Genomic DNA, 14,375 nt, shown 5'->3' with positions numbered 1-14,375 from the left:
GCGGGTGGGTCAGAACCCGTCTCGCCCGAGGTCCGCGACGAACCCGGCCCACGCGTCCTGCGTGAAGGCGAGCTGCGGACCGGCGCCCCGTTCCTTGGAGTCCCGTACGCGGACGGCGGTCCCATAGGCGGCGACCTCGACGCACGCACCCCCTTCGCCGCTGCTGTAGCTGCTCTTGAACCAGTCCAGCCGTGTGGGCTGTTCGGCGTTCATCGGTCTCCCAGCATCTTCTCGATCAGGGGCAGTGACTCTTCTGGCGTGAGCGCCTGCGCCCTGATGCTGCCGTAGCGTGCGGCAAGGATACGGACCTCGTCCGGGTCGGTGATCAACCGGCTAATGTGCTGCACCTCCAGATAGGCCACCTGTGGCTTGCCCTTCGGCGTGAGCATGATGAACGGCCCGCCCAGGCTGGGGTGTTCCTTGCGGTCCATAGGCAGCACCTGGAGTTCGACGCTGCGCAGTCTGCCGAACCTCAGCAGTGCTTCAAGTTGCTCGTAATGAACGTCCCACCCACCGAGAGGGCGGCGCAAGACTGATTCCTCGATGGTGAACGTCGTGAACGGCGGCGGCCAACGCTTGAAGATCTCCTGGCGGTCCAACCGCGCGGCCACGCGCTGTTCGACGGTCTCCTCGTCCAACAGGGGTTGCCGCGTCCGGAAGACCACCTGGGCGTGCGCCTTGGTCTGCAAGAGCCCGGGAACGGCGAGCGCGCTGTAGTCGTGGAGCTCAACCGCCTCCGCCTCCAACCGCGCATAGTCCCGAAACCACTCCGGATGCCGCACCCTCCTCCTCGACCTGGCCCGCTCCACATCCTCCGCAGCCGAGGCCAGCAGCCCCCCACACTCCAGCAACTCATCCGCCGCGACCAGCAGTTCCGGCTGAGGTGTCCGCCGCCCCCGCTCCACGGACGAGATGGTCTCCTCCCCGTACCCGAGCCGGTCGCCCAGCTCCTTCTGGCTCATCCCGGCCCGTACCCGCGCGACCTTGATCTGCCGCCCGAGTGCCCGGAACAGGTCGGCCACCTCGTCCGTACCGTCCGCCTCACCGCCGGTGGGAACCCCCGAACTGCCCGCCTGTGCCGCCATCCCGTACCACCGCCCGCTTCCGTCGCACCAGGGGCGAACCGCCGTACGCCCGGCCAGGTCACGGCCGTACGCCCGGACATCCCGCCCTCCGCACCGGGACAGTCACCCTCCGTACCGCCCCGCACCCTCCACACAGTAGAAGCGGTCCGTCACTCTCGGTGAGGTGATCCAGCAAACCGTCACCGTCACCGGTGAACCGACCGCCACCACCCACCACTTCCGCCTCACGTTCCCCACCAGCAGACACGGCGCCCACGCCGCCCGCCACGCCGCCGAACGCTGGCTCGCCGACCAGCAGGACTGCCCGGAGGTCGCGGCCGGCGACGAGGGCACGGCCACGGCCTCCCTCCTCATCGCGGAACTCACCGCGAACGCCGCCCTGCACGGCCGTGTACGGGGCCGCCACGCCCGCCTCGCCCTGACCCTCACAGTCGGCACCCTGCGCATCGAGGTCACGGACGCCCGAGGCGAGCGTCTCCCCGCCCCGACGCCTGACGCGGACGGCGAGTCCGGACGTGGTCTGCTCCTCGTCGCCTCGCTCGCCGACGCCTGGGGCTGCGAGCCCCACCACCCCGGAGGGAAGACGGTGTGGGCGGAATGCGCCCAGCGCAGACCCGCGCGCAAGGGGGGCGCGTGAGATCAACTGTGCTCCCAACCAACGAAGTTGGGGATTGACGGTGGTTGTGAACGGCCTTCACGCTTAACGGGTAATCGTGAAGGCCGTTCACGGGGAGATGTCATGGCAGGCACGCCCGAGGCGCAAGACCAACTCGTCGGACTGTTCGAAGTGGCGGAGATGGCGGGGGTCGGCCGGACGGTCGTAGCGAATTGGCGCGCTCGTGACAAACACTTCCCCGCTCCCGTCGCGGACCTGCGGAGCGGTCCGGTCTTCCGGGCGAGTCAGATTCAGCGCTACCTCAAACGGAGGAAGAAGCACATGGCACCCAAAGCCCATGTCATCTCGACCATCAATCTGAAGGGCGGAGTCGGGAAGACCACGACCACGGCCGGACTCGCGGAGTTCCTGTCCGCGGAGTTCCGTAAGCGGGTCCTGGTGGTCGATCTCGACCCGCAGACCAATCTGACCACGGTCCTGATCGGGGAGGAGAGGTGGGAGGAACTCAACGACGAGGGATACACCCTGGCGACCCTGTTCAAGGATGCCCTCCGGCCCGAGGACGAGCCTCTGGAGTTCGACCTGGAGAAAACACTCCAGCGCAATGTCTCTTCCGTGGACGCGGTGACGAAGGTGGACCTCCTGCCTTCCTCGCTGGACCTCATCGACGTCCAGGACCGCCTGGCGTCCATGCCCAGGGGGCGTTTCCACGCCAACAACCCCACCGATCTCCTGCGCAAGGCGATCCGGAAGATCATTGATGACTATGACTACGTGCTCGTCGACTGCCCTCCCAACCTCGGCATCGTCACTTTGAACGGTCTACGCATCTCCGGGGGATACATCATCCCGACCATTCCCGACGTCCTGTCCACCTACGGCATCCCCCAGATCCAGCGGCGGGTGCGGGCCTTCGCGGACGACCTGGGGGAGACCATCAAGGAGATCGGCATCGTCATCACGAAATACAAGGCCAATTCGACGGTCCACTGGAACACCGTGAGGCGACTTCAGGGCGACAAGAAGCTCCCCGCCGTGCTGCCGACCTTCATCCCCGAGAAGAACGACATCGCCGGTTCGGCGGAGTTCGTCGGTCGCGGTACCCTGCGGCAGAAGTACGGCTACCAGGGCGGGTTCGACGCTTTCCGTGGCATGACGCAGGAGTTCATCGAACTGGTCGAGGAGAAGGCGTGATTGAGCAGAGCGACAGTCGGCCCGACGACAGCGGTCTCCTGAACGCCCAGGTGCGGGAGGCCGAAGAAGCCCTGACCAAGCTCGGCGCCTCCGACCCGGAGCTCGCGGCGACGCTCGCACGTGTCCTCGGCGTGGTGGCGTCCGAAGCCGCACGCACGACACGCTTCGCCCGAGCACTGGCCAAGGCGCTGACGCCTCCCGATGCGCAGACCGCACCTCGGCCGGCAGAACGCCCGAGGCGTAGCCGACGAGCTCCGGGAGTGATCGACCCGTTCGCGGTGCTCGCCGAATCCGGCGAGACGGGACTCCGTTCGAGCTTGAGCGAGCTCGGCCTCGAACAACTGCGGGACATCGTCTCCGAGCACGGGATGGACCACGACCGGCTGGCGCTGAAGTGGAAGGACCCTCAACGGGTCATCGACCGCATCGTGGAACGCGTCGAATCGCGGACAGCCAAGGGAGCCGCCTTCCGGGGACGGCCGGAACAGCCCGCTCTGCGGCACGATGAGGCTGTCGGCCCGGCGGCCGAGGACTCGTCGACGTGAGGTGAGCCGGGCGCGACGAGCCAAACGCCTCGCGGCCGCCGCCCATGCCAAGGCCATCCGCATCGAGCGCTGTGTCAAGGACCGCACCATCCTCCTCTTCGACGCCCTGTTCACCACCGGCGAGCAGATGCCGGCCGTCGCCCGCCTGTTGCGCGGGCGGGCGCGGCTGAGGTAAGGGGTCTCGTCCCTGCTCGCGCCCCTTGGCGAGGGGCGGACCGCCAGGGGGCACTGTTCGACGCGTGATGATCGACCTGTGCTCCCTGAGTCCCTGCCTCAGTCCGTGCCCCGACTTTCCCAGCAGTCCCGGAACCACATCAGAGCCTCGACGAGCAGATCACGGTTGCGATCCTTCTCCAGAACGGACAGCCGGAAGTCGGGGTCCGGTCCCGGCTTCCTCACCTGAAGGTCGACACCTTCAAGTTCGTTGAGAAGCCGGAGGAATTCGACACACAGGGCGCGGTCGATGAACGGTTCCTGTACCGCCAGGAACCGCAAGCTGACATACGCCGTGCCGCCCCCGGGGCCCGGGAGCAGGCCCAGCGGCGAGATCCCACTGCCCGGGGCGCCCGCCTCACCCATCGTGAGGTTCGCGCCGATGAAGTGGTCGTTTCCCACGTGGACGATCGAGCCGCCGATTTCTTCCCAGCGGTCGAAGAGGGCGCGCACCGCCTCCACCGTCCCGGAGGAATTGTTCTTCGCAAGCTGACGGAAGAACCGCCTCTCGGGGGAGTTCTCCGCCATGAGCTGAAGGTAGAACGGGTCGGCGTGCCTCTGCTCACCCTGGCTCTCCGGGATGGGCCGCGCCGTGTCCTCCTCGCCGTCGGCCTGGTCGTCTTCAGCGCCGCCGACCAGCAGAGCAAGCTCGTCGGCGGAGAGGCGCTGCGCCGGATCGGCGGCCCCGTTGGCCGTGAAGCGCACGCCGTCGGCGCTCAGCCGGGCGCGGACGTCTCCTCCCACCTCCTGAGGCGTCCAGCGGAAGCCGTCGGAGACCTTGCCCTCGGAAGTGAGCACCCGGTACGCGTTGGCCACCCCCGGCGTATTGGCCAGATGGTTGCCCACGGCCTGGGCTCCGGAGCCGATGAACGCCGCGAGATCGCCGTACGACGTCCAGGCGCCGTGGGGGAGCGCGGCGAGCACCTGGTGGGCCAAGTTCCAGTCCCGGCTCCGCTCCGCTCGGCCGACTCCGCGCAACGGAGCCGGCCACAGCGCGATCGCGCGGTCGGCGAGTTCGTCGGCACGCGCGCGGATCTCGTCCGCGCCCCACCGCTCTGTGGTGGCGATGCGGCGGTTCATCTCCAGGTGGCTGCCTTGGAGCAGGCCCTGCTTGCGCTCGAAGGGGTGATTGGACAACTCCGCGTTGACCGCGGTCAACGTCAGGTTCCCGAGCGTGTGCTGAAGCCGGGAGTGCAGGTCCTCCGCGCTCTCGCCGGCGACCACGTCCTCGCTCAACATCCGGAGCCACTCGTCGCCCGGCGACTGCGGCATGACGTGCTCGATGGTGAGCTGCGCGGCGGCGAAGTCGACCGGTTCGGGATGCTCGTAACTCTCCTCCAACCGCTGGAGCACCAGCTTGCGCTGGTGCCCGCGTCCGAACTTGTAGAAGGGCGCCGTCCGGACCTTCTCGCGTAGCTCGTCGTCATCGGGCCAGAAGCGGTTCTCGGCGGAGAGGAGCTGGTGCAGCCCGTCAGCGACGGGCATGTCGAGCGGCAGCTGCCCGGGCACCGCCTGGAAGATCCTGTTGAGGTTGTTCGTCGGCACGCGGCACATCATCCGGCGTACCAGGAAGCTCTCGATGTACGACATCGCGCGGGCCGTGTCTGCGGAGTTGAGGTCCCTGCGCTCGCGTCGGTCGAGCAGCAGCATCAGGGCGGGGTAGGTGACCTGGGCCTGCCAGGTGTCCAAGCGGTGCAGATGGGCGCGGACGGCCGCGTTCGGCTCCACTTCGGGGTGCAGCAGCCGACGGAAGAGGGCGCCGCGCCGGTACAACTCCTTGATGTACGCCTCGATCTCCGCTTCGCTGACCTCACTGCGCTCGAAGCGCTGCTGCTGAGCCGCGTAGAGGTCCTGGCGGCGGACCCGGTCGTCTCCGTCGAGCACCAGCTGCAACCACATGAGCTGTTCCAGCTCGTCGTTGCTCAGACTGTCCTGCAGCGGAAGCCAGTAGGTCTCGTAAATGCGCTCACCGCGGGTGGGCAGCCGCATGAACAGGTAGTTGCGCAGCAGGTCGGCCTGGCTCAGCTTGAGGCCGGTGTTGTTGAGGGACTCGAAGATGCGGTGCACGTTGTCCGCGCGCTCGGCTGTCACCGCCACCAGCGTGAGCCGGGAGGTGATGGCCTCCTCGATGCGGAGCACGTCCTGCGGGGCGGCCGGATCGGCGGCCTCGACGAGCTTGCGGCGGAAGAAGCCGTAGGCGGCGGCGACGGCTCCGCCAGCGGCCTGCTCCGAGAGCGGCCCGCGAACGTATGCCGCGAACTGCGCCCGGTCAGCCTGGGTCGGCAGTAGCCGGAAGCGATCGCTGCCGTTCTTGCGCTTGTTGATGAGGTATTCCTCGTCGATGCGCTCGGCCTCGTCCGGCTCGCCGTCCGCTATGTGGTCGCGGATCGCGGCCAGGGCGAGCGACAGTGTGGTCAGCCGCTGCTGACCGTCGACGACGAGCCAGCGGGGGAACGTCGCCTCGTTCTGCGGCGACGGCGCGAGCACCACGGACCCCAGGAAGTGTGTGCTCGCCTTCTCCCCGGACTCCAGCAGCTCGGCCTGCTCCAGGATGTCGGTCCACAGCTGTCTGAGCTGCTTCTCCGTCCAGGAGTACGTCCGTTGATAGAGCGGCACCTGGAACTGCTGTGCCCTGCCCTGGACGAGATCGGCGAACAGCGTCTCCTTCGCCTGCACGGCGTCCCCCTCGGTGATCGGTCCGGTCGTAGCGCGTGGGAAGGACCTTAGGGCTTCCCGCTGACAGTCAGGGGCGCTTCAGCCCTCGTCCAGGCACGCACACCACAGCGCGTGGGCCCGGTCCATCTCGTCCAGTGCCGCCCGCGTGAACCGGGCGTCCACGAAGGCTCGGTCGACGATCCGTTCCGCGAGTGCGACCAGGTGCGCCGCGACGTGCTCCACCCGCTCCCCGCGCACCCGGTCCTGAACCCGCTCCAGGCGTTCCTGACGCTCCCACAGGTCGGCGAGGCTCGCGCCCGCCTCCTCCTCGTCGTCGTACACGGACGGCACGCGGGGCAGCAGGTCGGCGGTGAGGGCGGGGACGGAGTCCAGGGCGGCCGGCTCGTCCGGTCCGCCGTTGCCGAGGATGCGGTTCGCGATCGTACGGACGGCCTCGGAGCGTTCGACGCGCGCCGCCTGGGCCCGCAGGGCTCCGAGCAGTGCCGGGACCTCGGCCCGGGCCTGGCGCCGCAGGGTCTCCGCGAGTGCGGTCGTCAGGTCCTCGCCCAGGTCCGAGGCGTCGTCCAGTACGTCGTTCGCCGCGCCGACCTCCTCGAAGGCGCGCTGCGCGGTGCGGGCCGCCTCGGTGAGCAGGGCGATGTCCTCGGCGGTCGGCTTCACTCCTGCCTTCAGCCGGGCCACGGCCGCGTCCAGAGGGTCACCGGCCAGATCGAAGAGGTCCACGCAGGCGTCTTCCAGGGCGAGTTGGGCGTCCGTATCCGGTTCCTGCAGTGTCATCTCCCCAACAACCCCCGCGCTCGCGATGCCCCTGTGCCGTGCGGCAACTCCTGCGACGAATCATGGAGGTTTTCGTAAACTGAGTCAACAGATACTCTGTCGGTCGGTGTTGTCGGAGGGTGGGGAACATGCCGCAGATCGCGATCACCAACACGTTCTGGGAGGGTGTCGACCGGCTGGACAAACCGGCCCGCGCCCGCGTTCACAAGGCGATGGCCAAGTTCGAGCAGTTGACGGTCCCGCAACTCCACGCGGACAAGGGGCTGCACCTGGAGTCGGTGGTCAGCTCGCGTGACCCGCGGATGCGGACCATCCGCGTCGACGACGGGCTGCGGATCGTGCTGCTCGCGCCCGACGACGGCAGCGACGTCTTCGTCTTCGTCCACGTCGTCCCCCACGACAAGGCCTACTCCTGGGCCCGCCGACGGCTCTACACGGTCAACTCCGTGACCCGCTGCCTCGAAGTACGCGACCTGACCGCCATGGAGCAGATCACCCCGCTCTTCGCTCAGGAGGCCGCCGCGGCCCCCCAACTCCTGTTCGCCCCCTGGTCGGACACCGTCCTGCGACACCTCGGCGTCGACGACGTCACCCTGCGCGCCGCACGCACCGTCACGGGCAAGGCGCAGTTGGAGGCGTTCGGGTCGCTGATGCCGGAGGACCAGTACGAGGCGCTGTGGCTGCTCGCCGAGGGCCTCGACCCCGACGACATCTACCGGGACCTCGTCGCCGTACGCCAGAAGACGACCGTCGCCGAGAGCGCGGCGGCGAAGGACACCGCCGGGGACGACCTGGCCGCCGCCGTCACCCGCACCCGCAGCCGCATCGCGCTCGTCACCGGCCCCGACGAACTCGCCGACATCCTGACCAAGCCCTTCGCCGCCTGGCGGATCTTCCTCCACCCCATCCAGCGGCGCATCGCCTACCGGCCCGGCTATGCCGGACCCGCCCAGATCACCGGCGGCCCCGGCACCGGAAAGACGGTCGTCGCCCTGCACCGGGTCAAGCACCTCCTGGACCGGGCACCCGACACGCGCGTCCTCCTCACCACCTACACCGGAGCCCTGGCCCGCTCCCTGCAGAGCAGCCTCGCCCTGCTGCTCGACCACGACCCGGCGCTGCTCGCCCGTGTCGACGTCACCACCGTCGACGCCGTCGCCCACCGCGTCGTACGGCAACTGCGCGGCAACCCGGGGACCGCGCTCGGCGACCGGGACGAGCGCACCCGTTGGCAGCGCGTGGCCCGCCGCCTCGAACTGTCGTGGAACGAGGCGTTCCTGTCCCAGGAGTACCGGCACGTGGTCCTCGCCCAGGACCTGCGGAGCGAGGAGGAGTACCTGGCGTGCGAACGGCGTGGACGCGGCAGCGCGCTCGGGCAGACCCAGCGGCGGCGCGTCTGGCAGGCCGTGACCCTGTTCGAGGACGGCCTGACCCGTGACCGGGCGCACACCTGGCTCCAGGTCTGCGCCGAGGCCACCCGGCTGCTGCGCGACAAGCCGGGTGCGGGACCGGCGTACGACCATGTCGTCGTGGACGAGGCGCAGGACCTGCACCCGGCGCAATGGCGCCTGCTGCGCGTCCTGGCGGCCGAAGGCCCCGACGACCTGTTCGTCACCGGCGACCCGCACCAGCGGATCTACGACGCCCGGGTCTCGCTGCGCTCCCTCGGCATCTCCGTCGCGGGACGCAGCGGACGACTGCGCGTCAACTACCGCTCCACCGAGGAGATCCTGCGCTGGGCCCGCGGCCTGCTCGACAGCGAGCCCGTCGCCGACCTGACCGGCGACGCCCACGACACCCTCACCGGATACCGCTCGCTGCTGCACGGCGCACAGCCCGTGTGCGAAGGGCACGGGAGTGAGAACGAGGAGGCCGACGCCGTCGTGCGCCGGGTGCGCGACTGGATGGACGCCGGTGTCGCCCCCTCGGACATCGCCGTCTGCGCCCGCTTCAACACCCTGGCGGGCAAGCTCGGCGACCGCCTCGCCGCGGCCGGCATCCCCGTGGTGCGGGTGCGGGACGGGGAACCGGAGAGCGCGGTCGGGGTACGGGTGTCGACGCTGCACAGCATGAAGGGCCTGGAGTACCGGTGCGTCGCCGTCGCCGGAGTCACCCGGTCCGCCTTCCCGTTCGCGCCGGCCGTCACCCCGGCCGAGGTGGACCGCATCCAGCACACCACGGACCTGGCCGCCGAGCGATGCCTGCTGTTCGTCGCCTGCACGAGGGCGCGGGAGGCGCTGTATGTGTCGTACAGCGGGCGGGCCAGTGAGTTCCTCGCGGCGTGATGCCGAGCGTGGGCTCCGGCACCGCCTCAGTCCGGAGCCCCATGGATCTTGCCGACTCCCGTGCGGTGGCGACGGACAGTCGTGATCTCGCGCCCGTCGTGCACCACTCGGAACCATTTGTCCGCCACCTGGACGGTGACGGTCCTGGCATGCCACTGCATGCCCACGTGAATCCTCTGATGGCCGACCACGATGAATCCTCCGGGCCTGTAGACCTTTCGGCGCACACAGGGGACGTCGGAGGCGAACTCGGTGGGCGGCCCGTCCGTGTCGCTGGGAGGCCCGTCCACGTCGCTCGGTACGGCGCGCGACGGCTCGCGGACCGGACGGGCGGCGCGGATGCGGTTCTCGTTGATCCGCCCTCGCAGCTTCGCCAAGGCCTTGGACTCGATCTGGCGGATCCGCTCCCGGGTGAGGTTCAGCTCCGCTCCGATTACTTCGAGGGTGAGCTCGGGGCCGTCGTCGAGTCCGAGCCGGAGGGTCATCACCTGGCGCTCTCGTTCGGAGAGGCAGCCGAGCAGCTCACGGACTTCTTCCGGGGATAGATCACCGTAGTAGAAGTCCGGTTCGGGCCAGTGCGGGCCCTGAATGCTCCGGTCCGCTTCTTCGTGCAAGGCGTCGTCACCGATGGACTCGGTCAGGTCTTCCATGGGGAGTACGCGGCGGACCCGGGCCAGCAGGTCGTGCGCCTCGTCGACGGTGACACCCGCGCGGGCGGCCACCGTGGGGAGAGCGTCGGTGGGTGAGTCGTACCCCGACTCCCGTGCCGCCTTCCGTAGCGCGGTCAGGGTTTCGTGCGCGTGGACGGGGATGCGTATCGTGCGGCCCTTGTCCGCCAGGGCCCGTGTGATCGCCTGCCGGATCCACGGGACGGCGTACGTCGAGAACTTGTTCCCCTTGAGGTGGTCGAACTTCTCGATGGCGCGCAGCAGACCGAGGTTGCCCTCCTGGATCAGATCCATAAGGTCCAGCCCTCGGCCCGTGTACCAGGTGGCCATGCTGACCACCAGCCGGAGGTTCGCCTGGGCGAAGTCCGTGAACGCCACTTCCCCGAGCCGGACCAGCTGTGCAAGCTCACGCCGCAGCTTCGGGGCGATCTTCCGGCCGGCCTCCTCCAACCGCTCGCGAGCCAGCAGCCCCGCCTCGATGGCCTGGGCCAGCTCCGTCTCCTGTTGCCGGGAGAGCAGCGGGAACCTGTCGATCTCCTTGCCGTACTGCGTGAAAGAGTCGCCCACGGCCTGACGTGAGGACGCGTCCTCCTCCGGGGACTCGGCGACGGGCTCGGAGCGGGGGTACGGCACAGGCGGTGCGGTCGTAGGGTCGACGGGCGTCTCGTACGGCTTCCCGGCCTGCAGGGGCGGCCTGGACGTGGACGGAACGCCGTGGCCGAGCGCTTGCACGGTCAACGCGGAAAGGTCCAGCCTGCTGTCCTGGTGCAGCTCAAGGGTGAAGCTCGGTGGTCTGCGTCGTTCCGGTGACGGCCCCGCTGGAACGCTGCGTTCACCCTGCGTGCCGCTGGGCGGATCGGCCGTTGCAGGAGGCTCTGGCGCGGCCGGGGCCGCGGAACCGCCTTGCAGACCGAACGCGGCCACCGCGGCCGGAGGCAGCGCGACTCCCGCCTCCATCACCCGGCCCAGCACCTCGGCCACCACCGCGGTGTCCACGCCGGCCACCAGTCCCCGCAAGGCCACCGGAGTCAGGGTTCGCTGTGGCCCCGCGGCAGTTACCAGCGCCTCATGCAGCACGGCCGACGTCCCGGCCTCGGTGTCCGTCGTCATCAGCGTGCCCCCCATGTGCCGTACTGCGGTGCGACGAGCCTTATCGCATTTCACCACCCACCACTGACAATCAGTCACGCCCCGGGTGGAGCGCACCGTTCACCTGCGGATTCCCCATGCTCCTTATGTGAAGGAATGGTAGAACGTACAACGATGGTCGGTCCCGGGCGAGATCGGTACGTCCGAGACGGGGAGGGGCGGGGCATGCTGGTCGATCCCACGCAGTTGCTGGACGACTGCGAGCGGGCCTGGCGCGAGGCGGGGGAGCCGTCTGCTGGCACGGTTGAGCCGGTCGCTGCCGTACGGACCGCGCTCGTCCTGGAAGCGCTGGTGGCGTACCGGCTGCTCGCGGACCACTCCGACCTCCCGCGCGACACGGTCTTCGCACGCTGGCCCGCCTGCGCGGTCCACACCGTGGCGCTGGCCGACGGTCCGGAACTCCCGCGCCTGGTAGCTAAAGCCCGCGCGCGCGTGCTCGCGGCGCGCCCTGACGTGGGGTCACACGGAGCCGCCCCGGAGAGCGCCGACGAATGGAGTCGCGCCGCGCAGGAGGCCGCCCGCTCGCTGGGCTGGACTTGGCGCGTACCGACCGCGGCGGACGGTTCGGTCACCCCGCCCCGCGGCGCTACCTCCGCTCCCGAGGTCCGTCTCGGGCCCGGCGCGGGCAGCGTGCTCCTGACCCTGCCCGGCGAGCCGGACGCGGGGGACTGGCAACTGTCCGCCGACGGTGAGGTGTTTGCAGCCCTGCCGCCCTACTGGGTATTGCCGGGCCCCGTGCGCCGTGTCGAGGCGACAGACCCGACGGGAACCACTCATGTCTCGGCGATCGTGGACCCGGACGACGCCCTCCTGGCCTTCGGCGTCGACGGCCACCGCATCCCCCCGGACGAGCCCCTGCCCGCCGCCGAGATCTGCCTTCTCCACGCCGGCACCCTGCAGACCGAGGGCGCCGACCCCGGCATCGTGGAACTGCCCACCCCGTACGGCTGGAACGGCTGGACGCTGAGCAGGGTGTCACTGACCGGGGTGACGCGGGTGCGGGCCGCCGCCGCGGTTCCGGGAAACTGGCTGGACGTAGCCGCCGGACGGCCGCTCGGGTGGGAGGGCGGTGCGACGCTGCCCTGGATCACGGGCGACGACGGGGCACCCGTGTGGCATCGTCCGCCCGCTCTCCGGCTTCCGCGGCGCGCCGGTGAGCCGGACGCGCGACTCTGGCAGGCCGAAGTGCGCCGTCGCGGCCACGAGGAGCCTCTCGCCCGTCAGACCGGTGCTCCCGGGGCGCTCCTCGATCCCTGGAAGGACGTACCCCGCCCGCTTCTGGGACCGTATGAGATCCTCGTCCACCGCGTCGGCTCCCGGCGCAGGCGCCGACTGGCGGCCTTCCTCGCCGAGGGCATCACGGCCGAACCGACCGCCGAGTGGCGTCTGCTTGCCCCGCACGGAGGCCTGGTCCCCGCTCGGCTGACTCTCGGCACCGGCGGACCGGTCACCGCCTCCGAGCGCGTCGTCGCGTTCTCCCCGTACGAGATCACCAAGGGGCTGGTGCTGGGCGACGGGATCCGTCAGTTCACCGTCGAGATGTGCATTCCGCACTCCGAGGTCCGCCTCGAACTCGGCGGTCACCCCCTGACCTGGTCCATCCGGCCGCTCGACATCGACGCAGCTGACCTGGCCGGCGAGAGCGCCCTGACCGTCCGCCTGCCGGAACAGGCGGTGGCGGTGACACCTCTGCTGGCACTGGTCGTCGAAGGGACGAACCTGCTCACGCTGCGTCCAGAACGCCGCACTCGCACGCGCAGAGGAGACCTCCGGTACTCACTGGCGGCCCTGGCGGACACCGTGCGCGACTGCGTGAAAGCCGAGATACGGCTGCTGGTCGCGGGGGAGAGCGTCCATGTCGCGACCGTGCGCACCCAGCCCATCGCGGAAAACGTCGTACCCGACGGCGGCGGACTGCTGCTGCGGGGGCTGAGCCACCCGGGCGAACTGACCGCCCGCCTGTACGCCGTCTTCGCCCCGTGGGAACAGCTGTTGACGGCCACCGTCGACCAGAGCGGCCGTATCCCGCTGCCAGCGGCCTGGCGGTCGCTCGGCCCCCTGATCGTGCACCTGAAGGCGGGCTCCCCCACACCCACAGTTCCCGGATGGCCCCACCTGCGCGATCGCGACACCCTCGTGCTGCGCCGCTCCCCGTGGACCTCCGCCGCCGGCCGCGGATCCGGCGCCAGGATCTCGGAGTACCTGGCTGGGCACGGCGCGCTGCCGCGCGACACCGACGCGATCCCCTACCAGTGGATCGTGGCCGCCCGCGGACGCGACCTGCAGGCGTGCGGAGCCAGAGAGACGGCACCGGCGGAATGCCGCAGCGCCCTCGCGGACGCCGGGCCCACCGCCCTCACGGGAGCGGCCGACAGCGCACTGCGCTCCGGCGAACTCGCCTCCGTGCTCGCGGGCAGCGGTCTCGCCGCCCTGCGGATACGGGAAGTGGCGGACCCTGCCACCGTACGTCGCGTCTGGCGGCAGGCTCCTTTGTGTGCGCTGCTGCTCACGGCCCCGTTGCTGCCGTATCTCTCCGGTCACCCCGCTTATGACGTCGGCGAGCTCTACCCGGAGGAGGCGGAACTCCTCGGCGAGGTCGGCCAGTTTCTGGGCGACGCCAGCGCGGCGTTGCTGGCCGGGCAGGCGGATCCGAGCGGCGCGGTCGGCCGGTTCGACGCCCAGGCCCGTGCCCTCGACCAGCTCCCTGAACTCCAGCAGCAGGCCGTGTGGCGCAGCGCCCGTGTCGTCCCTCGGGGCCTTCTGGACCCCGACACTCGTGCCGACGCCGCCTGGCAGGCGTTCCGTGCCCGCAAGGACCTCCAGTACCACGCCACGCGTGAGGAGTTCTCCGAAGCACTCGACGCCGTATCGATCTTCCTGGACGACGGACACCCCGACCTGGCCCAGGCCTTCCGCGGACGGGACCCAGGCCGGTTGCACGGGCCGGGCGAAGCCTGGATGCGGGTCCCTCACCTGTCTCTGGGATGCGCGCTGATCGCGAGGCTCGCCGCCGCCGGTGACGCCCGTGCCGCCGGTCTGGAACGGGGACTTCGCCACCTGTGGACGCCCATCGCGTCCCACGCACCGGATCTCACCGCCGTCGACATCGCCCTCGCGGAATGCCTGGTCACCGCGGAGGCCGTGCACAGCACCGGCTGACCACCGGT

11 protein-coding genes are annotated in these 14,375 nt (G+C 70.0%); 6 read left to right on the top strand and 5 right to left on the bottom strand.

Features of this window, described 5'->3' with window-relative positions; translation table 11 throughout:
* Positions 1-9: 9 nt before the first annotated feature.
* Together AQJ58_RS15420 and AQJ58_RS15415 are read right to left on the bottom strand one after the other, a co-directional pair.
* On the bottom strand, positions 10-213 hold the full coding sequence (locus AQJ58_RS15420) for a DUF397 domain-containing protein (protein WP_067250281.1): 204 nt from the start codon (positions 211-213) through the stop codon (positions 10-12).
* Positions 210-1,085, bottom strand: coding sequence for a helix-turn-helix domain-containing protein (locus AQJ58_RS15415; RefSeq protein WP_067250278.1), 876 nt, complete (start codon positions 1,083-1,085; stop codon positions 210-212). Before AQJ58_RS15415 ends, AQJ58_RS15420 begins: the two co-directional genes overlap by 4 nt.
* 163 nt (positions 1,086-1,248) lie before the next feature.
* On the opposite strand from AQJ58_RS15415, the gene AQJ58_RS15410 reads away from it, so the two are divergent.
* From AQJ58_RS15410 to AQJ58_RS43310, 4 genes are all read left to right on the top strand, one after another.
* The gene (locus AQJ58_RS15410; RefSeq protein WP_067250276.1) at positions 1,249-1,722 is read left to right on the top strand and encodes an ATP-binding protein; all 474 of its coding nucleotides are present in this window, start codon (positions 1,249-1,251) and stop codon (positions 1,720-1,722) included.
* A 102-nt stretch (positions 1,723-1,824) separates the two neighbouring features.
* Positions 1,825-2,895: a ParA family protein gene (locus AQJ58_RS15405; protein ID WP_199844592.1), complete on the top strand. Its 1,071-nt coding sequence runs from the start codon at positions 1,825-1,827 to the stop codon at positions 2,893-2,895.
* Positions 2,892-3,440, top strand: a complete 549-nt coding sequence (locus AQJ58_RS15400) for a hypothetical protein (RefSeq protein WP_067250270.1) — start codon at positions 2,892-2,894, stop codon at positions 3,438-3,440. The genes AQJ58_RS15405 and AQJ58_RS15400 overlap by 4 nt, the downstream gene beginning before the upstream one ends.
* A 1-nt stretch (position 3,441) precedes the next feature.
* Complete coding sequence (locus tag AQJ58_RS43310; RefSeq protein ID WP_159056249.1) at positions 3,442-3,615, top strand: hypothetical protein; 174 nt, start codon at positions 3,442-3,444, stop codon at positions 3,613-3,615.
* Positions 3,616-3,713: 98 nt separating this feature from the next.
* On the opposite strand, the gene AQJ58_RS15395 is transcribed toward AQJ58_RS43310, so the two are convergent.
* Together AQJ58_RS15395 and AQJ58_RS15390 are read right to left on the bottom strand one after the other, a co-directional pair.
* Positions 3,714-6,329, bottom strand: coding sequence for a GmrSD restriction endonuclease domain-containing protein (locus AQJ58_RS15395; RefSeq protein WP_067250267.1), 2,616 nt, complete (start codon positions 6,327-6,329; stop codon positions 3,714-3,716).
* Positions 6,330-6,407: 78 nt separating this feature from the next.
* Complete coding sequence (locus AQJ58_RS15390; protein WP_067250264.1) at positions 6,408-7,106, bottom strand: hypothetical protein; 699 nt, start codon at positions 7,104-7,106, stop codon at positions 6,408-6,410.
* Positions 7,107-7,234: 128 nt separating this feature from the next.
* Here AQJ58_RS15390 and AQJ58_RS15385 point away from each other — a divergent pair, with 128 nt between their 5' ends.
* A complete protein-coding gene (locus AQJ58_RS15385) occupies positions 7,235-9,391 on the top strand; it encodes a UvrD-helicase domain-containing protein (protein WP_067250261.1) in 2,157 nt (718 codons plus the stop codon).
* A gap of 26 nt (positions 9,392-9,417) precedes the next feature.
* On the opposite strand, the gene AQJ58_RS15380 is transcribed toward AQJ58_RS15385, so the two are convergent.
* The gene (locus AQJ58_RS15380) at positions 9,418-11,082 is read right to left on the bottom strand and encodes a sigma-70 family RNA polymerase sigma factor (protein ID WP_234360059.1); all 1,665 of its coding nucleotides are present in this window, start codon (positions 11,080-11,082) and stop codon (positions 9,418-9,420) included.
* A 291-nt stretch (positions 11,083-11,373) separates the two neighbouring features.
* Here AQJ58_RS15380 and AQJ58_RS15375 point away from each other — a divergent pair, with 291 nt between their 5' ends.
* Complete coding sequence (locus AQJ58_RS15375) at positions 11,374-14,367, top strand: hypothetical protein (protein WP_067250258.1); 2,994 nt, start codon at positions 11,374-11,376, stop codon at positions 14,365-14,367.
* The last annotated feature ends 8 nt before the right edge of the window (positions 14,368-14,375 follow it).

Origin of the sequence: Streptomyces sp. DSM 15324 (genome assembly GCF_001514285.1) — a bacterium.
Lineage (GTDB): Bacteria > Actinomycetota > Actinomycetes > Streptomycetales > Streptomycetaceae > Streptomyces.
This window is presented reverse-complemented; position numbering and strand designations above follow the sequence as displayed.